At 56.4% G+C, this 20,885-nt stretch carries 19 protein-coding genes; 10 read left to right on the top strand and 9 right to left on the bottom strand.

Going from position 1 to position 20,885, the window contains the following annotated elements; translation table 11 throughout:
• Positions 1-121 precede the first annotated feature (121 nt).
• The gene (locus ACT3RU_RS05720) at positions 122-1,639 is read right to left on the bottom strand and encodes a leucyl aminopeptidase (RefSeq protein WP_192527175.1); all 1,518 of its coding nucleotides are present in this window, start codon (positions 1,637-1,639) and stop codon (positions 122-124) included.
• Between the two features lie 122 nt (positions 1,640-1,761).
• Here ACT3RU_RS05720 and lptF point away from each other — a divergent pair, with 122 nt between their 5' ends.
• The 5 genes from lptF to bfr all read left to right on the top strand — a co-directional run bounded on the left by lptF (position 1,762) and on the right by bfr (position 5,376).
• Complete coding sequence (lptF, locus tag ACT3RU_RS05715; RefSeq protein ID WP_192527174.1) at positions 1,762-2,835, top strand: LPS export ABC transporter permease LptF; 1,074 nt, start codon at positions 1,762-1,764, stop codon at positions 2,833-2,835.
• Positions 2,835-3,899, top strand: coding sequence for an LPS export ABC transporter permease LptG (lptG, locus tag ACT3RU_RS05710; RefSeq protein WP_192527173.1), 1,065 nt, complete (start codon positions 2,835-2,837; stop codon positions 3,897-3,899). The genes lptF and lptG overlap by 1 nt, the downstream gene beginning before the upstream one ends.
• Positions 3,892-4,356: an RDD family protein gene (locus ACT3RU_RS05705; RefSeq protein ID WP_192527172.1), complete on the top strand. Its 465-nt coding sequence runs from the start codon at positions 3,892-3,894 to the stop codon at positions 4,354-4,356. Before lptG ends, ACT3RU_RS05705 begins: the two co-directional genes overlap by 8 nt.
• 148 nt (positions 4,357-4,504) lie before the next feature.
• Positions 4,505-4,711 (top strand): bacterioferritin-associated ferredoxin, encoded by a 207-nt coding sequence (locus ACT3RU_RS05700; protein ID WP_087109929.1) that lies wholly within the window; start codon positions 4,505-4,507, stop codon positions 4,709-4,711.
• 179 nt (positions 4,712-4,890) lie between these two features.
• Positions 4,891-5,376, top strand: a complete 486-nt coding sequence (bfr, locus tag ACT3RU_RS05695) for a bacterioferritin (protein WP_087109927.1) — start codon at positions 4,891-4,893, stop codon at positions 5,374-5,376.
• Positions 5,377-5,472: 96 nt separating this feature from the next.
• Here the strand turns inward: bfr and ACT3RU_RS05690 are convergent, their stop codons facing one another.
• From ACT3RU_RS05690 to sodC, 6 genes are all read right to left on the bottom strand, one after another.
• Entirely contained in the window at positions 5,473-7,236 is a 1,764-nt protein-coding gene (locus ACT3RU_RS05690; RefSeq protein ID WP_192527171.1) for an ABC transporter permease subunit, read from the bottom strand.
• 13 nt (positions 7,237-7,249) lie between these two features.
• Complete coding sequence (locus ACT3RU_RS05685) at positions 7,250-8,770, bottom strand: ABC transporter substrate-binding protein (RefSeq protein WP_192527170.1); 1,521 nt, start codon at positions 8,768-8,770, stop codon at positions 7,250-7,252.
• A 127-nt stretch (positions 8,771-8,897) separates the two neighbouring features.
• A complete protein-coding gene (locus ACT3RU_RS05680) occupies positions 8,898-9,773 on the bottom strand; it encodes an ABC transporter ATP-binding protein (protein WP_192527169.1) in 876 nt (291 codons plus the stop codon).
• Complete coding sequence (locus ACT3RU_RS05675; protein ID WP_192527243.1) at positions 9,773-10,603, bottom strand: ATP-binding cassette domain-containing protein; 831 nt, start codon at positions 10,601-10,603, stop codon at positions 9,773-9,775. The genes ACT3RU_RS05680 and ACT3RU_RS05675 overlap by 1 nt, the downstream gene beginning before the upstream one ends.
• 236 nt (positions 10,604-10,839) lie before the next feature.
• Positions 10,840-12,303, bottom strand: a complete 1,464-nt coding sequence (locus ACT3RU_RS05670; RefSeq protein ID WP_192527168.1) for a carbon starvation CstA family protein — start codon at positions 12,301-12,303, stop codon at positions 10,840-10,842.
• Positions 12,304-12,504: 201 nt separating this feature from the next.
• A complete protein-coding gene (sodC, locus tag ACT3RU_RS05665; protein WP_192527167.1) occupies positions 12,505-13,053 on the bottom strand; it encodes a superoxide dismutase family protein in 549 nt (182 codons plus the stop codon).
• A 171-nt stretch (positions 13,054-13,224) separates the two neighbouring features.
• On the opposite strand from sodC, the gene ACT3RU_RS05660 reads away from it, so the two are divergent.
• The 4 genes from ACT3RU_RS05660 (at position 13,225) to ACT3RU_RS05645 (ending at position 17,216) form a co-directional block, all read left to right on the top strand.
• Positions 13,225-13,998: a pseudouridine synthase gene (locus ACT3RU_RS05660; protein ID WP_192527166.1), complete on the top strand. Its 774-nt coding sequence runs from the start codon at positions 13,225-13,227 to the stop codon at positions 13,996-13,998.
• A 12-nt stretch (positions 13,999-14,010) separates the two neighbouring features.
• Positions 14,011-14,919: a tRNA cyclic N6-threonylcarbamoyladenosine(37) synthase TcdA gene (gene tcdA, locus ACT3RU_RS05655; RefSeq protein WP_192527165.1), complete on the top strand. Its 909-nt coding sequence runs from the start codon at positions 14,011-14,013 to the stop codon at positions 14,917-14,919.
• Positions 14,916-15,134, top strand: coding sequence for a DUF1653 domain-containing protein (locus tag ACT3RU_RS05650; protein WP_087109909.1), 219 nt, complete (start codon positions 14,916-14,918; stop codon positions 15,132-15,134). Before tcdA ends, ACT3RU_RS05650 begins: the two co-directional genes overlap by 4 nt.
• A gap of 81 nt (positions 15,135-15,215) precedes the next feature.
• A complete protein-coding gene (locus tag ACT3RU_RS05645) occupies positions 15,216-17,216 on the top strand; it encodes a RecQ family ATP-dependent DNA helicase (protein WP_192527164.1) in 2,001 nt (666 codons plus the stop codon).
• Here the strand turns inward: ACT3RU_RS05645 and ACT3RU_RS05640 are convergent.
• Both ACT3RU_RS05640 and ACT3RU_RS05635 read right to left on the bottom strand, forming a co-directional pair.
• Positions 17,197-18,312 (bottom strand): metallophosphoesterase, encoded by a 1,116-nt coding sequence (locus ACT3RU_RS05640; RefSeq protein ID WP_192527163.1) that lies wholly within the window; start codon positions 18,310-18,312, stop codon positions 17,197-17,199. The genes ACT3RU_RS05645 and ACT3RU_RS05640 overlap by 20 nt on opposite strands.
• A 134-nt stretch (positions 18,313-18,446) precedes the next feature.
• Positions 18,447-19,397: a LysR family transcriptional regulator gene (locus ACT3RU_RS05635; RefSeq protein ID WP_087106478.1), complete on the bottom strand. Its 951-nt coding sequence runs from the start codon at positions 19,395-19,397 to the stop codon at positions 18,447-18,449.
• 185 nt (positions 19,398-19,582) lie between these two features.
• Between ACT3RU_RS05635 and ACT3RU_RS05630 the strand changes: the two genes are divergently transcribed.
• The gene (locus ACT3RU_RS05630; protein ID WP_192527162.1) at positions 19,583-20,641 is read left to right on the top strand and encodes an SDR family oxidoreductase; all 1,059 of its coding nucleotides are present in this window, start codon (positions 19,583-19,585) and stop codon (positions 20,639-20,641) included.
• Positions 20,642-20,885: the final 244 nt, after the last annotated feature.

The following is a 20,885-nucleotide window of genomic DNA, read 5'->3' as shown; positions in this document are numbered from 1 at the left end:
AAGGGCGATATAAGCGTGTCGTTAGCGTAGCGCGTGCCATAAACGATAGAGCACACGCTAATACTTCCAGATTTAACGGTTGTGGCACTCAAAGGCAACCATTGAGCGCGCGATCGTGCGATTAGTTGACGCTGGTTTCTACCTGGGCATCGGCTTCACGGTCCAGCAGGTACTGGGAAAGCAGGCCTACCGGACGGCCGGTGGCGCCTTTCTGTTTGCCCGAGTGCCAAGCGGTACCGGCGATATCCAGGTGCGCCCATGGGAAATGGTCGGCAAAGCGCGATAAAAAGCACGCGGCGGTAATCGTACCTGCCGGGCGCCCGCCGATATTGGCCAGGTCCGCAAAGTTGGATTCCAACTGCTCCTGGTACTCATCCCACAAGGGTAAATGCCAGGCGCGGTCCCAGGAAGCTTCACCGGCCTCCAGCAAATCGAGCGCCAGGTCGTCATCGTTGGAGAGCAGGCCCGTCGCGTGGTGGCCCAGGCCAACAATTACCGCGCCTGTTAGCGTGGCGATATCGACAACGCTTGCTGGTTTAAAGCGCTCGGCGTAGGTCAGTGCGTCGCAAAGTACCAGGCGGCCCTCGGCATCAGTATTAAGCACTTCAACCGTTAGACCTTTCAGCGTTTTAATAATATCGCCCGGCTTGGTGGCAAGGCCATCGGGCATGTTTTCTGCGGCGGCGACAATAAAGACCAAATTGAGCCTGGGCTTGAGCGTAAGCATTGTCTTCACGGTGCCGAATACGCTGGCGGCGCCGCACATGTCGAATTTCATTTCGTCCATGCCTTCGCCGGGTTTCAGCGAAATGCCGCCGGTATCAAACGTGATCCCTTTGCCTACCAGGACGTGGGGGGCTTCTTCACTCTCCGTCGCACCGTTGTACTTCATGACAATCAAGCGCGTAGGTTCGTGGCTGCCTCGGCCAACCGACAGTAGTGAGCCAGCGCCGAGGGCATCCAGCGCCTCTTCGTCGAGAATATCCACCTCTAACGCGCCGTTGGATGTCTTGCCCAACTGCTCGGCCTGTTGGGCAAGGTAGCTTGGCGTGCACACATTGCCAGGTAAATTGCCCAACGTACGGGCGTAGTTGATGCCTTGGCCAATTGCTGCGCCAATCTGGGCGCCTTGCTGGGTAAGCGTCGCGTTTTCAGGCTCGCTAAAAAGTGTGAGTGCGTTAAGGCGCGCTAAAGGCGCTGGCTGCGACTTAAACTGGTCAAAGCGGTAAGCCGCGCGTTCTGCGGCCTCCAGCACCTTGCGCGCTTTCCAGCTGCTGTCGCGGCTTTCAAGAGGAACATCATTAAACGCGATGCTTGCTTCATCTACTGGCAACTTGGTCAGCGCCACCATGGCCGCATCCAGCGCTTTTAAAAAGGCGCCTTCCTGGCACTTTTCGCGTTCTCCGAGGCCTACTAACAAAAGCCGTTCTGCGCAAAGCCCCGGCGCGAAAGGAATCATCTGTACGTTGCCAAGCGTAGGATCGAAATCGCCGCGCTCAAGCAACTGACTGATTAAACGTTCACTGGCGTCGTCCAGGCTGGCGGCCGTGGGCAACAAGTCGCTACCTTTAAACATGGGGATGACGAGACAAGCCGTTTCGGTTTTGGCCGGATTGGCGGTCTGAACGGAAAATTCCATAACGTCTCCAACAAGACAAGCATCGAGGGATTCGGGATAATGCCCCGTACTGGGTGTTGGGTTAGTGTACCCAAGCCATGGGCGCATTGCATGGCATCCTGCACGATTAGCCGGAGAGGGCATTGATTTTATTTCGGTACTTAACTCGCGAAGTGTTACTCACCATGTCGGCTGTGGCAGGTATCTTGCTGCTGGTCATTATGGGCAGTCGTTTTATTCGTTACTTCTCTGACGCGGCGGAGGGAGATATCCCCGTTACCATTCTGGGTAGCTTGATGATGTTTCATCTACCCGGTTTTATGGAACTGGTGCTTCCGCTCGCGTTTTTTCTAGGCATCCTGCTGGCCTATGGCCAAATGTACATGAACAGCGAAATCACCGTGATGGTGGCCTGTGGCATGAGCCCTCTGCGGCTGTTGCGAGTAACGTTGCTGCCCGCCTCGGTAGTGGCGGTGCTGGTGGGCTTTTGTAGCTTGTGGCTAACCCCCGCTGGGGCGTTGCAAACGGCAGCGACGCTTGCAGAGCAGCGCAGCCGGTTGGATGTTTCGGTACTGGCACCCGGGCGATTCCAGGATTTCGGTGGTGGGCGTACCGCTTATATCAGCGATTTCAGCAGCGACGGCACCGAGATGCAGGAGGTGTTGGTTCATGAGCAGCCTAATAAAGAAAACCCACATAGCTTTGTTACTCGGGCCGGTTCGGGGTATCAGGAAACGCGCGTTGAAACGGGCAGCCGCTTTTTAATATTGGAAAATGGCGAGCGCTACGGTGTGGTGCCGGGCCAGCAGGATGCCCAGCGGCTAACGTTTGAGCGCTATACGATGCGCCTGGGGTTAAGTCGTGGTCTTCAGGAGTTTGATTCTATTGAATACGCTACCACAGCAGCGCTTTGGGATGACCCCAACCCACGCGCCCAAGCGCAGTTTCAGTGGCGTACCGGTTTGCCGTTCATGGTCTTTGTATTAGCGCTCATCGCCCAGCCGCTTTCTCGGGTGAACCCACGCCAGGGCCGGTTTGCCAAGCTACTACCGGCGGTATTTTTGTATGTGGCTTATTTGAGTTTACTGCTTGCTGCGGTCGATGCGATTGGCAGTGGAAAGCTCTCGCCATTGGTTGGCGTTTGGCCCGTGCATCTCTTGTTTTTAGCCCTCGGCTTGCTGCTTTTGTGGCGCTCACAACGTAAGGGGATGCGCTAATGCTGGCTGATCGTCTGGATCGTTACATCGCTCGCAACGTGCTGGGGGCAATTATCGTTGTGCAGTTCGTACTGCTGGGGCTGGATATCACCATTGCCTACATTGGCGACCTGAGCGACGTACAAGGGAATTTTACCGCGTTTGATGTGTTTCTCTATCTACTGATGCGCGTGCCTTGGCGATTTTATCAATACGCGCCCGTAGCGGTACTGATAGGTGCACTCATTGGCTTGGGAAGTATGGCTTCCAGCAACGAGCTGACCGTGATGCGTGCTTCAGGACGTTCGCTGGCGCGCATCGTATGGGGCGTGATGAAGCCGGTGTTGCTGGTGGTTGTGGCCGTACTGTTGGTTGCTGAGTTTGTTAGCCCGCGTACCGAGCAGTTTGCCGAAGCATGGCGGCTTGAGCAGCGCCAAGGGGAAAGTGCTCAACCCGCCAGCCGTAGCGGCTGGCAGTTTGAAGGCGACAGCGTTTACCGATTTGGTGCCATACGGGCCGATGAGGTCGTGCTTGATTTAACCCGCTACCGGTTTGATGGGCGCCGCTTGGTGGAAGCCACCCACGCTGACCGGGCGCACTGGGAAGAGGGCGCCTGGCGGCTTGCAAACATCACCACGACACGTATCTATGATGACCGCACTGAATCCGACTATCAGGCCAGTGCTGTTTGGGAAACACAGATTACGCCGGTGCAGTTAGAACGGCTGCTGCGCTCGGTCGATAGTCAGGCACCCAGCGAGCTATGGGCGTATTCACGCTACCTTCAAGAGCAAGGCTTAACGGCGGATCAACCGCTGTTGTACTTTTGGCAAAAAGTCTTAATGCCCCTCACCATGGGATCGCTGGTATTGATAGCGGCGTCCTTCGTGTTTGGCCCGCTGCGTACTGTGGCGGCAGGAACCCGCGTCTTTTATGGCGTAGTGACCGGGCTGACATTTAAATATATGCAGGATCTGCTTGCGCCTGCGTCGACGATCTTTGGGTTTTCGCCCGTATGGGCTGTGCTGGTGCCAACACTCGCCTGCGCCGCTGTTGGGATTTACTTCCTGCGCCGTAATGGCTGACGTCATGGGCGCTGGTTTAGGTCGCCGCCTGGGCGCTCTGCTCTACGACAGCGTGTTGGTGGTGGCGCTCTGGCTGATTGTAACCATTGTCCATCTGGCTTTTTTTCGACTGGTGTTGGGGCAGCCCGTTGAAGCCGTGGGTGTTTCTGCGCTATCGGTTTGGAGCCTGCGTGCGCTGTTACTTGTTTCCGTCACTTTTTTCTTCTGCTTTTTCTGGTCTCGTAGCGGCATGACGCTGGGTATGCAGGCATGGCATCTGCGCGTGCAAACACCGAACGGGCAAAGAATTACGCTTAAACAAGGCTTTGTTCGCTGTGCCACGGCTTGGCTCTCGTTGGCGGCGCTGGGCATGGGCTATGGGTGGGTGTTTGTCGATAAGCAGCGGCGTAGCTGGCCAGATATCGCCTCCCATACCTGTACAGTGGTAGTGCCAAAACGCCAGGACAAAAAACATTAGTTTCTTCGCAACTAAATAACTAACAAGCTGAATTGAATACTAAAAGCTAAATGCTAAGGGCAATCACTGCTAAAGAGCATCTGTTTTTACTTGCAAAGATGTATGCGAATCATTTACATTCACCTCATGTGATTAATGAGGTGTCGCCATGTACGTTTGTGTGTGCAAGGGAGTAACCGATCATCAGATACGTCAGCAGGTGAGCGACGGAGCGCGCAGCTGGCGAGAAGTGCGTGAAGCCACCGGCTGTGCGACCCAATGCGGCAAGTGCGCCTGTATGGCTAAATCGCTAACGCGTGAAGCGGTACAAAATGCCCGTTTGGAAGCCGATATGAGTCTCGCTTACGCCGTATGACGCGAATCACTCTTGTTAGAGTTATCGTTAGCAAATAACTGATTTGTTTGAATTTTTTCATCTCTTCTTTATACTCTCAGAAAGCTGGGAGTATGCCTTTTCGTGGCCTATACTCCTTATTAACGTAACTATTTGATTGCTTAGATGAACTCTCAGCATTACAACGAAAAGGTGACGTCATGAAAGGTGATCCCCAAGTAATTCAGCACCTCAATAAAGCGTTGGGCAACGAACTTATCGCTATCAATCAGTACTTCTTGCACGCCAAGATGTACAAGGATTGGGGCCTAAAAGCGCTCGCCAAATGGGAATATGACGAGTCCATTGAAGAGATGCAGCACGCCGATAAGCTAATTGAGCGCATCCTGTTCCTGGAAGGTATTCCTAACCTTCAGGACTTGGGCAAGCTGCACATTGGCGAAAACGTTAAAGAGATGCTCGAAAGTGATTTGCGTATTGAGCACGACGGTCGTAACGACTACATCGAAGCCATCACTTATTGTGAAAGCGTTAAAGACTACGTTTCACGTGATTTGCTGCGCGATCTGCTCGCCGATGAAGAAGATCATATCGACCATATCGAAACCGAGCTGAAGTTGATCGAGCAGGTCGGTATTCAGAACTACATGCTGCGCCAAATGCAGCTGGCGGGCGACCACGAGTAAGCATTACTCCTGGAGTCGCGCTTATTCGCCACCGCCCAATAAAAATGCCCCCGACAGTGTTGGGGGCATTTTTTTGCCTGTCATGAGTGCTATTGCCTAACGGGCGGGCTTGCTTGAACCCACAAAACTTGAAAGCGATACCGCCAATACCGAGAGCAGCACCAGCGCCAGCGCAGGAATCAGCACCGCCCAAGGGGCGCGTTCAATGTATGGCATGCCTTCTGCCAACACTAACCCCCACTCTGGCGAAGGTGGCCGTGGCCCAAGACCCAAAAAGCCCAGTGCCGCAAGCGCCAGCGCAACCCCAGGCAAGCGCAGCATGGCGTGGCGAAATACCGGGCCAATCACCGCAGGAAGAATATAGCGGCCCATCAACCGAAGCTGCCCCACCCCAAGAAGTGGCGTTATGCGTACGTGGGGCTGGGCTTTTGCCTCGGCGACCAGCGCTGCTGTATGCGCCGCCAGCGGTGCCCAGGCCACGGCCGTAACCGCAATAATGGCGCCGCTGGTGCTGGGTCCCATCAAACCGGCCACGATAAGACCTGCAATGGTGGGCGGCGTTGCCTTGGTAATCTCAATGGGGCCGGTGGCAAGCTTGGGTGCCAGGCCAATCAAGAGCCCCAGAATCAGCGTGAAAAATACCACTGCAACCGCCATGCCAATCGTGGAGAGCGCACCATGGGCCACGCGGGCCAGAATATCGCGCCCGGTGCCGTCCGCCCCTAGCGGCAAGCCCAGGCTGGGTGTTTCCAGGCGCATAAAGGTCGAGCTAAACGGATCTCGGGTAATGCCTGCGACCACCAGCGCACACAGCAGAAGGACCGCGACGGTCGGGACGATCCACGCTCGACGCGACACGCTCTGTTCGGAGTGGGCCACGGGCAGTGCGCCCAGCCGAAATGCCCGGCCGAGCAGCAGCGCGCGACCAATATTGGCAAGGCTGCCCAGCACAATCGCAATCACCAGCAGAATAAGAATGCCGGTTTGCAGTGCAGGCATGTCCTGGGCCGAGGCTGCCCCCAGCGTTGCCCGGCCAAGGCCCGGAATCGAAAACACCTGCTCAACGGCTATCGCACCGCCGGTTAGGCCGACCATGACCATACCCACCTGGGGCATAAGGCTTGGCAGCGTACGGCGCAGAACGGAGAGCGTAATACGGCGATGAGAGAAGCCCGCCACACTCCAGGTCGCCACCCAGCGCTCGGTAAAGGTGGCCGAGAGGCCATCGCTGAACAAGCGGCCCAGCAGCCCGCCTGCGGGAAGCCCCAGCGCCAACGCTGGAAGCACCGCGTAGTTCAAACCCCGCCAGCCATAGGGCGGCAGCCAGTTAAGCCAGGCGGCAAACACTACCAGAAGCAACGAGGCGAGCAGGAATTCTGGCAGCGCCGTTAATGCCGCGCCCACGGTGCCAGACGAGTGGCTAATCTGGCCACGCAAACCTTGCCGCACCACTGGCAGGCAAATAAGCGTTGCGGTAACCACCGCCACCAGCATGGCAAAGCTCATCAGCAGCAAGGATACCTGGGCACTCTTTAGCATGCCGGGCAGCACCGGCGCGCCTGAAATCCATGAGTTGCCCGCATCGCCGTGCAAAAGCCCCAGCAGCCAGTGCTGCAGCATCTCCAGCGGCCCGGATTCCAGGCCCAGCTGGGCACGAATGGCCGCCAGCGCTTCAGGCGTTGCCTCCTGCTCGGCAGAGCGCGCCCGCAAGATGCTGAGCGCCGGGTCGCGGCCTGAAAGCCAGGGCAGTAGGCCCACCAGAACCACAACGCCTGCCAGCGTCACTAGGCGTGACAACAGGGGAATAAACGGCTCAATGCGTAAGCTGCGCCACAAGGTCTGCGATGTTGCGTTAATCATGCGTGGCGCGCCTTCAGGACTCGCTATCAGTATCGATAGCGGTTTTTTCGGTGATCAGCATGCGCTCACGGGGGTCGCGTTCGGCATTGCTAACCCGTGCCGATTCCCCCTGAATGACTCGCTCGTGGAGCATTGGGATCGCCGCATCGGTGCGCAGAATGGCGGCTTCAGCGTCGATAATCGCTTGGCGGCGTGCCTCACCGGTGGGCTGCTGTGAGGCGTTGGCAAGTGCCTCATCAACGGCCGGGTCGCAAAGCTGGGCGATATTGAAAGAGCCCTCGCAGGCGAAGTCGCTGTACATGTAGGCCACCGGGTCGCCAGAATCCAGCACGGTGGCACGCGACAGAATAAAGGCATCAAACTCACCGGCTAACGCGTCGGATTCAATATGCGCATACTCGCGTACTTCCTGCGTCACCTTGAAGCCAGCTTGGGTCAACTGCTGCTCAAGCAGGACGGCGACTTCCGGCAGCTCAGCGCGATCGGTAAAGGTCGCCAGAGTGATTTCGACGCCCTCTGGTGCGGTAGGCGCGGTACGGTCGTCTATTGAGGTACGGTAGTCGCTTGCCCAGGCCAGCGCCGGACCCAGCAGACCTTCGGCAATATCGGCACGGCCTTCGTAAACGGTCTTCACAATGGACGAGCGATCAATCGCTTCACGCGCGGCCGCTCGCAGGCCGGGGTCAGCCATGGGGCCTGATTGCGTGTTCAGATACAGCGTGTTGGTGCGCGGCATGGGCACTTCGTGCACCAGCGCCTGGTCCAGCAGCGCCACCTGCGACACCGGAATGGCTTCTACTACATCGGCAGTGCCGGTTCTCAGGGCCGCAGCGCGCGCCGTACCGTCGGAGACATAATCTGCATCAATGCCGGCAATGGCGGTGGGCTCGCCCCAGTAGCCATCGAACCGGTCAAGCGTGGCGCTGGTGGTGCCGTTGATCTCTTTCAAAACAAAAGGGCCGGTGCCCGCTTTGATGGGATTCACCCGGCCATCGTCGCCGTAGGCGCTAGCGGCTAGAATCGCCAGCTGTGGGCTGGAAAGTCGGTTGGCAATCAGCGGGTCGGCTTCCTCGGTACGTACCAGCACGGCATTGTCACCATCGGCTTCAATGGTCATGTTGACGCCGTCCAGAATACGCGGCTTGGGGGCTGCTTGAGTGGCGGCTGTCAGGGAGTTCACGACGTCGTTGGCGGTCAGCTCGGTACCGTCGTGGAAAACCACACCGTCACGAATCATAAAGCGCCACGTCTGATCGTCCACCTGCTCCCACCTGGTCGCCAGAAATGGCTGAGGATCACTGTTGGTGTCCAGACGAACCAGAGTTTCAGCGTTACTCCAGCGCGATAGTTTAAACGCGTCGTCGGATAACGGACTCAACCCTGAACGCGGCGGCTGAAGCATCGCGACGCTAATTCGCTCGTCGGCGTCTGGTGAGGCAGAGGTGTCATCACGCTGGTTATCAAAGCAGCCAGCGAGTAGAAAAGGCGCGGCCAAGGCAACGGGGAACGATAGGCGAAGCGTGTGGCGTAGCATTGGGGAGTCTCCATGTCAGGAACAGAAGTAGACGTTAAAAACAGCCGCCAAACGTTCGTAAGCAAACGCTTGGACGCCATGTTGGCGAAACGGATTATTCGTCGCGGATAGGTTGTTTATAAGCCCGCTATACAAGCGCCCCCACGTCCGCCGGATGACAGTGCGGGTAAGCGCAGGTAGGCAGTTGAGAGACGGCTTTGATCAAATCAAGCGTGATGGGGTGGCGAGGTATGCGCCAAAGCTCAGTGGTAGGGCGGTCTTCAACAATCCTGCCGTCATCCATTACCAGGGTGCGCTTGCAAAGGCTGGCGACCACGGATAAATCGTGGGACACCATCAGCAGGCCTGTGCCGTTCTCATCGCAAAGCCGCTTCAGCACGTTAATCACCTGAGCGCGCACCGGCAGGTCAAGTCCGCTAAGCGGCTCGTCGGCCAGTAAAAAGCGCGGGCGGGTAGCGATGGCTCGGGCAATCGCCACCCGCTGCGCCTGGCCGCCGGAAAGCTCATGGGGTTTGCGGTCTAGAAACGGGGCACCTAAACCCACTTGCTCAAGCGCTTCCTGGGCACGCTCAACTGGGTCGCACGCTACCTTGAGCCGAATCAGCGGCTCGGCAACCAGCGCGCGTACGCTCATTCGTGGGTCAAGCGAAGAAGCCGGGTCCTGGGGAATATACTGAACCGCCTGGCGGTACCAGCGCAGGCGGGCCGTGGACGCGGGGCGCACCGCTTTATGCTGGCAGGTAATTGATCCGCTATCAGGTGCTTCAATGGCTAGAAGCGAGCGTAGTAAGGTAGTTTTGCCCGAGCCGGACAAGCCCACCAGCCCCACGCGCTCGCCGGGGTAAAGCGTAAGGTCAACATCATTCATGATGCGTTTACGCTCACCTGCCCGCCAAAATACCTCACGCGGTAACGTGACGCTTTTATTGAGGCCGCGTGCCGAGATAAACGCTTCTCTGCCAACAAATGTTGTTTGACTACTCAAGGGTATGGGGCTTTGCATCAGGCGCTCTTTAAGTAATCAACGGATAGAGGTTCGGCCACGCTCGTGAACTCGGCTGGCTGTACGCTATGCGCAGCGGCCACTAACTCTTGAGTAAAGCGGTGTTGTGGGGCGGTAATCAGCGTATCCAGCTCACCGCTTTCAACCATGACGCCGCGCTCGATAATCACAGCGTGTTGGCACAGCTGAGCGGCAGCGTGAAGATCGTGAGTGATAAACAGCAGAGACGTGGCCGTTTTGCCGGTATGTTCGCGCAGGGCGTGGAGTACCTGCGCCTGGGTGACGACATCCAGTGCGGTCGTAGGCTCATCAGCAACGAGCAACGAGGTTTTACAGGCCATGGCAAGCGCGATACACACGCGCTGGCGCTGGCCACCGGAAAGCTCGGCAGGCGTGCGTTTTATCAATCGCTGTGGGTCAGGAAGACCCATGGCTTCCAGTAACGCAATAACGGCCTGCAGGGCCGCTTTACGTGATAAGCCGTGATGACGCGTGAAGGGCTCGCGCAACTGAGAGCCGATAGTTACCAGCGGGTTGAGCGCCGAAAGCGAATCCTGAAACACCATGGAAACACGGGTTTCATTGCGCCGCTGTGCAGCAGGGGTGTGAATAACTTCCTGGCCAAGAAGGCGAATGCTTCCCTGTACCTGAGCATTAGGCGGTAAAAGCCCTAACACCGCTTTCGCGGTAAATGATTTCCCCGACCCCGATGCGCCCAATAGGCATACGCGCTCATCGGCCATCACGTCAAAGGAGAGGCCATCAACCACTGGCTGTTGGTCAATTTGAATGCGCAGATTACGCACGGATAAAACGGGGTCGCTGCACATTGCCAACATCTCAAATCAGGCCATTAAATCGCTATTAATGGTTATGATATAACGTTTTCTATGGGGTCGACAATATGCCGTAATAAAATCCAGGGGCAGAAGAAGAAAGTAATAGAAAGAGCAGGCGCGGGAGTGATGAAAAATGTAGCAGAGATGACAAAAAGATAGGCGCAAAAAAAGCGCTGACGGTGCAGCGCTTAATGCTTGCCGGGCAGCAGGCTGCCCGGGGTATGGATTTATTTGGAGGAGGTCGCGAGAACGTCTTCGCTAAAATTAGTGGCAGGCTCATCAACCGTAAAGGTCGCGCGGCTCAAACGACGTACACGCTTCATAAACAGGGCGATGCACACCAGCGTACCCATTGCCGCCACCACATAGCTCACCTGCAGCGACAGGCCAAAACCAATGGGCGCATAGGCGATATAGGTAAAGGTGGCCATGGTCATGAAGACCGCCGGAATTGACGTAATCAGGTACGGTTTGCGCGATAGCACCAGATACATCGTGGCGACCCATAGCGCAATCACGGCGGTGGTCTGGTTTGCCCAAGAGAAGTAGCGCCACAGTAGCGTGAAGTCCATGTGGGTGAGTGCGTACGACACGACAAACAGAGGTACGGCAATCAGCAGACGCTTAACGATCGGGCGTTGATCAATTTTCAGGTAGTCGGCAATGATCATGCGTGCGCTACGAAACGCGGTGTCGCCAGAGGTGATCGGAAGAACGATAACGCCCAGTATCGCTAGCGTGCCGCCTACGGCGCCAAGCATAGTAGTGGACACTTCGCTTACCACGGCCGCAGGGCCGCCTGCCGCCAATACGTCAGAAAGGCTTTGGTCACCGTGGAACAGGCTCATGGCTGCTGCTGCCCAGATCATGGCGATAATGCCTTCGGTAATCATCATGCCGTAAAAGATTTTGCGCCCGCTGGTTTCGTTTTCCGTTGTGCGCGAAATAATGGGCGTTTGGGTGGCATGAAAGCCCGAAAGCGCGCCGCAAGAAATCGTTAAAAACAGTAACGGGAAGATAGGTGCGCCTTCCGGATGCATATTCTGGAACGAAAGCTCAGGAATCGGTGCGCCCGTCACGATCATGCCAATGCCGATACCCGCCGCGCTGAACAGTAACAGCGCACCAAAGTAGGGGTAGATGCGGCCGATCACCTTATCAATCGGTAGCAGTGTCGCAATCAGGTAGTAGACAAAAATCGCCATAATAATCAGGGTAAGTGATATCGGCGTCATATTGTCCAGCAGCGCGGCGGGGGAGGTGACAAATACGGTACCCACCAGCAGCAGTAGTAAAATCGCAAAGCCATTAACCACGTGCTTCATGACTTTACCCAGGAACTTGCCCGCCAGTTGAGGCAGGTGAGCGCCGTGGTTGCGAATCGAGATCATGCCCGTTAGATAATCATGCACCGCACCGGCAAAAATACACCCAATCACGATCCAAACGAAGGCGACCGGACCGTAAAGTGCGCCAAGAATAGGGCCAAAAATGGGCCCGACACCGGCAATATTAAGTAGTTGGATAAGCGAGTTACGCGTTGTGTTCATCGGTACGTAGTCGATGTTGTCACGCATACTATAGGCAGGCGTTTGACGCTTGCGATCAGTGACAAAGACCCGTTCAACGAATTTACCGTAGGTAAAATAACCCACGATTAACAGCAGTATCGAGACGATAAAGGTAATCATGTTGGGCACTCAGTGGTCAGGGGATAGTGAAAGACGACAGATGAAAAATCAGCTAGGGCGCTGATTAGTTGGCAGAATGTACAGTGTCGTTAAGCAAACCGCTTTAAGACTTTAGTGGCCCACTGAGCGTCATGGCACACATCAATATGAAAACGGGCAGCCTTAGGCTGCCCGGTCATCTTCTTGCGTAACGTAAGCGCTTTATGAAGGTGTCACACCGCAGAGCATGCGCGCACCACCGCCACCCAAGTGTGGCTCGTCTTCATACGTGTCGCCGCCCTCATGAATAATCAGGGCGCGGTCTGTTATGTCGTCCATGCTAAGCCGAGGTGCCAGCACGGGCAGGTTCGCTTCTCCATCTTCGTTGACGGTCAGTACCGGCAGGTCACCCAAGTGGCCTTCGCCATAAGGACCCTGATGGGTATCGGTATTGTCCGGGTCGTAGTGACCGCCGGCGGCTTGAGCAGCGGTCATTTCGCCGTCATCGTTTTCGGCCGGTTCGCAACTGGGGTTTTCATGCAGATGAAAGCCATAAATACCCGGCTCTAGACCGGTAATGGAAGGCGTCAATACCACTCCCCCGAATTCGGAGCTTTCAACCGTCACGGTACCGAGTGCATCGTTTACGCCTTCGGATGTTACCTCGTGCATATTCACTTCAAGCGATTCGCTCTCATTTGTCTGAGCACTAGCGGTAGTGGCCAGTAGCAGGGCTGCGGCGACACCGGTGAGCGGAGCTGAATAACGCATCGTTCGTTCTCCTTTCCTGTTCCGTGGAAGCCCCCGAAGGGGTGCCTTTACAAGGTAGTTGCCGAGTCCCCATGTTGCCAACGCTGGCTGGCTAGCTTTAACATAACTTCACGGATGACATCTGCCTGTCCAGCCGCGACAATAGCGCCTCGTTTTTACCCAGGAAGTGCTATGTTGCCGCTTAGAATCCTCTATCAGGATGAGCACCTTGTCGCCGTGCATAAGCCCTCCGGGCTTTTAGTACACCGCTCGGCGCTGGCACGGGGTGAAACGCAGTTTTTATTGCAGCAACTGCGTGACCAGATAGGCAAACGCGTTTATCCCGTGCACCGGCTGGACCGGCCAACGTCGGGCGTTATTGTGTTTGCCCTCTCCTCGACTGTCGCCGGGCTTTTAAGCGAAGCGTTTAGTGAACGTCAGGTCGAAAAGCGCTACTTGGCGGTGGTGCGTGGCAAAGCACCTGATGAGGCGCGTCTGGACTATCCGCTACGTGAAGAGGATGGCTTGCGGCCTAAAGCAGAAATGCCTGCGATGCCCGCCATGACCGATATACGCCGCCTGGACAGTGTCGAGCTTCCCGTTCAGGTTGACCGCTATCCAGTAGCCCGTTATTCGCTTGTGGAAGCGCGCCCACTCACTGGGCGTCGCCACCAAATTCGCCGCCATTTATCGCGGCGCGGTTACCCCATTATTGGTGATGCCAAGCACGGTAAAAGCGTCCATAATCGTTTTTTTGCCGACCAACTGAATGCGCCACGCTTGTTGCTAGCGGCCACGCATTTAGCCTTTGATCACCCCGTGCTGGCTAAACGGGTTGCGCTAACCTGTGCCCTGGATGACACCATGACCGCCTTGTTCCATCATTTAGGCTGGGCAGGCCACCTGCCGTTGGACAGCGTGCGGACACCGCCGCTGACTGCGCCCTCTGCCCTTCAAATGCTTTAAAAAGAGCTTGCCATGTCTACTACGCCTTCACTTCCACCGGTTACCCCGGCAAGTGCTGAGCCAGCCTCTGCTGGCACGGCTTTTAACGATTATGCTTCTAACGACCATGCTTCTAACGACTATGAGTTCCGTTTTGGCGGTATTCGACGCCTTTATGGGCAGCGCGCGGCCACCGCGTTTCGCCATGCGCATGTGGTGGTGGTGGGCGTAGGTGGCGTAGGTAGCTGGTCGGTGGAGGCGCTGGCGCGTTCAGGTATCGGTAAGCTTACCTTGATCGACCTGGACGATGTGTGTGTCTCCAACATCAACCGTCAGCTGCACGCGCTGGACGGCACCATCGGCCAGCCCAAGGTAGAGGTGCTGGCTGAACGCTGTCGCCTGATTGCGCCGGAAATCGACATTGTCGCTGACACCGCATTTATCACGCCCACGAACCTGGCCGAGCGCATTCCCGAGGACGCCGACCACGTAGTGGACGCTATCGACAGTGTTATCGCCAAGGCCGCGCTGATTGCCTGGTGCAAGCGGCGTAAAATCCCGATTACCGTGACCGGTGCCGCCGGTGGGCAAACCGACCCCACACGTATTCAAGTGGCCGACTTAACCCGTACTGAGCACGACCCGCTGTTATCCAAAGTGCGCTCGCGCCTGCGCCGGGATTACAACTTCTCGCGCAACCCCAAGCGGCGCTTCTCGGTCGAGTGTGTCTACTCCGACGAGCAACTGGTGTATCCCGGTAGCGACGGTGAAGTGTGCCTGCAAAAGCCCGGCAGCGGTGACGCCACCCGCCTGGACTGCGCCTCCGGTTTTGGCGCCGCCACGTTCGTCACCGGCACGTTCGGCTTTGTCGCAGCCTCTAAAGTGCTCGAACGCCTGGCTAAAAAAGCCAACCAGCCAGCCACTCAGAAGGAAAGCCAATGACCGCCCCCGTTCCCGGTATTTACCGCCACTATAAAGGCGCACTTTACGAAGTGGTTGGCACCGCCCACCACAGCGAAACCGAAGAGCCACTAGTGGCCTACCGCGCCCTTTATGGGGAGTACGGTTTGTGGGTGCGCCCGCTTGAAATGTTTATGGAGACTGTTACTAAAGAGGGCCAGACCCAGCCGCGCTTTGCGCTTGAGAAGGCGTTTTAGAGCGCTCTTTGAGCAGGTCAGATGGCTAATTCAGGCTGAAAAGTCACCGCTTATTCCAGTACGTCACCATCAGGAAGCTATATGTCCTCACCGACGCCGCAACAAACCCTGAAAGACGTATTCGGTTTTGACGACTTTCGCGGCGGCCAGCAGGCCGTAGTCTCCCGGGTGTTAAAGGGGCACTCCACGGCGGCTATCTTCGCCACAGGTGCGGGGAAGTCACTGTGTTATCAGTTGCCTGCGCTGCATCTACCCCATTTAACGCTGGTGGTGTCACCGCTTTTAGCACTGATGCAGGATCAGCTCGCCTTTTTAACCCGCCACGGCGTGGCGGCGGCCACTATTGATTCCACTCAGGACCGCGACACCGTGCGTGATGTGATGGAGCGCGCCAGAAGCGGCGAGTTGAAGATTCTCATGGTGTCGGTGGAGCGGCTCAAGAACGAGCGTTTCCGGAATTTTCTGCGTCAGGTAAATATTTCGCTGTTAGTGGTCGATGAAGCCCACTGCTTGTCTGAATGGGGACATAACTTTCGCCCGGACTATCTCAAGTTACCCGAGTACCAGCGCGAGTTCGCAATCCCTCAAGTGTTGCTGCTGACCGCCACGGCCACGCCTGCGGTGATCGCCGATATGGGCGAGAAATTCTCCATTGATCCAAATAATGTGATTACCACAGGCTTCTATCGGCCCAATCTTGAATTACTGGTGCACCCAGTAGCGGGTAACCGTCAGCAACATTTGATCGATTGGCTAAAGCCTCAAATGCAGCCGGGCAATGAAGCGCCCAGCATCATTTATGTCACCTTGCAGCAAACTGCTGAACAAGTGGCCAGCGCCTTGGCTGCCCAAGGAATCAACGCTCAGGCGTATCACGCGGGGCTGGATTCAGTGCGACGAGATGAGATTCAGCGCCAATTTATGAGTGGGGAGTCGCCGTGTATTGTAGCCACCATCGCGTTTGGCATGGGCATCGACAAAGGCAATATTCGCAACGTCGTGCATTTTGACCTGCCCAAATCCATCGAGAACTATAGCCAGGAGATCGGCCGGGCAGGACGCGATGGCCTGCCTTCCACCTGCCTGACTATGGCAGGGCGTGATGGCTTGCGTGTGCTGGAAAACTTTGTGTACGGCGATACGCCGGAATACGTGGGCATTGTGCGCTTGCTTGAGGAGATCGCCGCCGCCGGTGCGACGCCTGACCGCCAGTGGGAAGTGCTGCTCAATGTGCTGTCGCGCGATACCAATATTCGCCTGCTGCCGTTGAAAACCCTGCTGGTACGGCTGGAAATGCACGGCATTATTGCACCGCGCTTCGCCTTTCTGGCGGAATACCGGTTGCGTTATCACACTGAACCAGAGGCGCTGGTTGCACGCTTTCAGGGTGAACGGGCGGCCTTTGTCCGCCTGCTGGTCGATAATATCCCCATCGCCCGCACCTGGGGGAGTGTGGATTTCGAGCGGCTGCAGTCGGCAGGGCAGGCGCAACAGGTCGATGCCTCCCGCGCTCGCGTGATTACCGCCCTTGAGTACTTTCAGGATAAAGGCTGGCTGACGCTGGAAGGCAAACGAATGACCGACGTGTATGACGTCCGTCAGCCGGAATTCAGCCTTGAGGGGCTGGCGAGCCAGCTATATGACGAGTGTTTAGCGCGCGAGCGGAGCGAGATCGAGCGGCTGCAGGCCATGCTGGCGCTCTTTGAGTCCGATACATGCCTGACCCGGCGTTTAACCGAGCACTTTGGCGACACAACGTTAAGCGCAAGCGACGATAGCCGTTGTGGGCACTGCTCGGTCTGCTATGGGCATAGCGTTCAGTTGCCCGCTGCGCCGTCTTTACCGGCACTGGCAGACGCCGATTTCAGCCGTTACGCCGCGCCCTTTATCGAGCGCCATACGGCGCAAACAGGCCAGCCTCCCAACCGCCAGCGGCTAGCCCATTTTTTGTGCGGCCTGAGTATGCCGGTGTTTACGCCGCTCAAGGCGCGCAGCCTTGATGGCTTTGGCGTATTCGAACAGCGCGCCTACCCTGAGGTGAGGCAGTGGGCAGAGTGGTGTCTTAACCCTGGCGCAGCGTAATGCGGGTGAGTTCTGAAGGCTTGCCTAAGCGCAGCGCAAAGCCAGGCCAGAGCCCGGTGCCGTTATTGACGTAAAGCGTCATTCCGTCAACATCGTAAAAGCCTGAGACAAAACCGTTATTGGCCAAGGCCACAATACGATCAAACCCCCAAATCATACCGCCGTGGGTGTGGCCGGAAAGCTGCAAATCAACCCCGGTGGCAGCTGCCCTAGCGGCATCAAACGGCTGGTGGTCAAGCAGGATAATCGGCGCGCTAGTGGGGGCGTCAGCGATTGCTTCGTCTACATCCGGCGCGGGCCAGCCGGTACGCGGTGCTCGTAAATCGGTGATGCCAGCAAGCACCAGGTGGGCACCGTCTCGTGTGATCACAGCATGTTGATTGGCCAGCGTCTGCATACCAAGTGATTGGTAATGCGCCATCCACTGCTCGTACCCAAAGTAATATTCGTGGTTGCCGGGGCTTGCATAAACGCCATCCGGCGCCGAAAGTGCTTGAAGCGGTGCTACATCCATCCGTCGGGTTTCGAGGTCGCCGTCGATCAGGTCGCCGGTAATCACGATTAAATCAGGTGCCAAGGCGTTGGTTTTGGTGACCACCGCGTTAACCCATGGCGCCTCAAATAACCGGCTGATATGCAGGTCGGTTAAATGAATTATTTGATACCCGTCAAACTGCGTGGGCAGCCCGGTAATGGTTACTTCAACCTCCTTCATGGGCGGTACGCGCACTGCCTGGTTGACCCCAAAGGCCGCGATGCCCAGCGCGATGATCCCAATCGCATAACGCAAAGAGGCGGGGATCTTGAGTCGCCGCCTTTTTGCTGCCATTAAGAGAAGCGTTACCGCATCAACGATGAGTTGTAACACCGCCAGAAAAAGGAGGGTGCCGAACAGCCAGTTGATCATTAGCACCATGCTTCTGGGTACCTCGGGGGAAAACATACTGCCAAAGGCCAAAAACGTCAGCAGGTGGTGCTGTGAAACGAGAAGCAGTAACGCGCTGAGGGCAATCTTGACCCATAACGGCCAACGCAGCGGTGCCAGGAAACGGGCAATAACCATCAGGCAGGGTATGGCAACGATGAAGTGAAACATCAAAGGGGACTCGTATAAGAGAGTGGGCGTAGTTATATAGATAAATGGCTAAATTAGCTATTCATCAAAAAGTGTAAAAATCGCTTGGTTCAACGGTACGTATTTTCGCTACGTACATTCGCTAAGTGTTGCCACTAAGTACGTTCATCGGGCAGGCGGCTTTCACGCCAGTTATCCCACGCGGGAGCTGGCCCAACCATTTCAAACAGATGATCCAAAAAGGCACTTACCTTTCGCGTATGCAGGCGACGCTGCGCGTACAGTACATGAATATCGCGCCTGCCGGGGGCGACCTCGCAGCGCCACTCTTCAAGTACGGGTAGCAGTTTTTTTGAAGCCAATTCATCGGCGATTAACCAGGTAGGAAACATGACGAAACCCTGACCCATGAGCGCTGCTTGCACCAGGCTTCCGGCATCGTTGCTATAAAGAGGGCCATCGACTTTGCAGGTAATGGGCTGCGGCTGCTCGGGATGGTGGAAATACCAACGCTGGCGGCCCATTTCGCCCTGGTAAAGCAAGCAGTTGTGCTGGCTCAGGTCATCGGGCGTATTCGGCGTGCCTGCGTGTTGCAAGTAGCTCGGCGCGGCGGCCACCACGTAATTCATCGGGGCTAAACGGCGTGCCACCAGCGTGGTGTCGGCCAGTTCGCCAACGCGAAACGTGATATCGATGCCCTCGCGTACCGGGTCGGTTAATTGATCGGTCAACATTAACTCGACGTTGACCGCCGGGTAGCGCTGCTGAAAGCGATGCAGAATTGGCATGATTTGACGCTGACCAAAGGCGACCGGCGCGTTTAAGCGCAGCACACCGGAAGGCTCGGCATTTGGCGCTGTCAGCGCTTCGGTCGCCAGGTCGAGCTGTTCAAGGATGCCTCGCACGTCTTGATAGTAGCGCTCACCGGCTTCGGTCAGCGTCACTGCCCGCGTGTGCCGGTAGAGCAGTTGCTGACCCAACGACTCCTCTAGAGACGCAATTTGGCGCGAGATAGACGACACAGCTCGATGAAAATGACGAGCCGTGGCGGTAAAGCTGCCGGTCGCGGCAACGCGCTCGAAAACGCGTAATGCATTGAGATCCATTAGGTTGCGCCTAAAGCAATAAAGATTTGCGATTTTTCCAATTGTAGCAACTCTGGTTGCTGTCCAGAATAAGCCATAACCGATACGAACACAGCGTTCGTCGTTTTCAGAGTGTTTCTCAGAGCTAACTCTTTCAAAGCAATTTTGATGGCAACGAGTTACCTCGTTTGGATAAGGAGTCGATAATGCGTAAAGGCAATGCTCTTATAGTAGGTGCTACCGGTATTACTGGCGGTAACCTGGCAAGCTATCTCAATGCTAGTGGCTGGACCGTTTATGGTTTGTCACGCCGTCCCACTACCCAGACCGGCATTATCCCTGTTACTGCTGATCTACTGGATCGCGAGGCCACCGAGAAAGCCCTGGCAGATTTACCCATCACGCACGTGTTTTACTGCACCTGGATCAAGCGCGATAGTGAAAAGGCCAACGTCGAGGCCAACGGCGCGATGATGCAGAACCTGCTGGATGCCTTGCAGGGCGCGAAAATTAAGCATGTCTCGCTGGTAACCGGCACCAAGCAGTACCTGGGCTCTTTTGAGAGCTACGGCAGCGGCAAGACTGAAACGCCATTTCGTGAATCCGCGCCGCGCGTACCCGGCGAAAACTTCTACTACGCCCTTGAAGACACCCTGTTCGCCGCCGCCGAGCGTGACGGTTTCAGCTGGAATGTGCACCGCCCGCATACCGTGATCGGCTATGCCCTGGGTAACGCCATGAACATGGGCGTAACGCTGGCAGTTTACGCCTCCATCTGCAAGGCAACCGGCCAGCCGTTTACCTTTCCAGGCTCGCAGGCTCAGTGGAATGCACTGACCGACCTGACTGATGCGCTGGTGCTGGCACGCCAACTGGAGTGGGCAGCCACCACCCCGGGGGCACATAACGAAGCGTTCAACACCGTTAACGGTGACGTTTTCCGCTGGCGCCGGATGTGGCGTGAAATAGGCGAGTTCTTCGAGCTGGAGGTGGCCGACTGCCCGGAAACGCCACTGCCTCTGGAAACACAAATGGCCGATAGCGCGCCGGTCTGGGCCGACATTGCTGAGAAGCATGACCTGATGGAAGCCGATGTGACCAAGCTGGCTTCCTGGTGGCACTCCGATGCCGACCTTGGGCGTGAGCTTGAGTGCGTCAACGATGTGACCAAGTCACGCGATTTCGGCTTTGATCACTTCCGTGAAACCCGCGGCGCGTTTTTTGATCTGTTCACCCGCTTACGCGCAGAGCGCATCATTCCTTAAGTAATACCGCTTTCATAAAAATCGCCACCGGGGTGCCTAATGGCACCCCGTTTTTGCGTTCCTGAGCACCTTCTTGGATGTGCTGGCTCAAGTGTGATGATGATACAAATGAGTAAGCCGGATGCTGATTAAAAAGAGTAGCAAAGCTATTAATAGTTTTAACGTATAGCAGTAAGTATCGAGCTGTCTTGTTGTTAAGGGATGAGCTTAAAAGATATTCGTCGTATTTTTTAAATATTAAGAC

The organism is Halomonas sp. TP35 (assembly GCF_052375975.1).
Taxonomy (GTDB): Bacteria; Pseudomonadota; Gammaproteobacteria; order Pseudomonadales; family Halomonadaceae; genus Vreelandella; species Vreelandella citrativorans.
The sequence above is the reverse complement of the archived record's forward strand: the minus strand, read 5'-3'. Positions and strand labels throughout refer to the sequence as shown.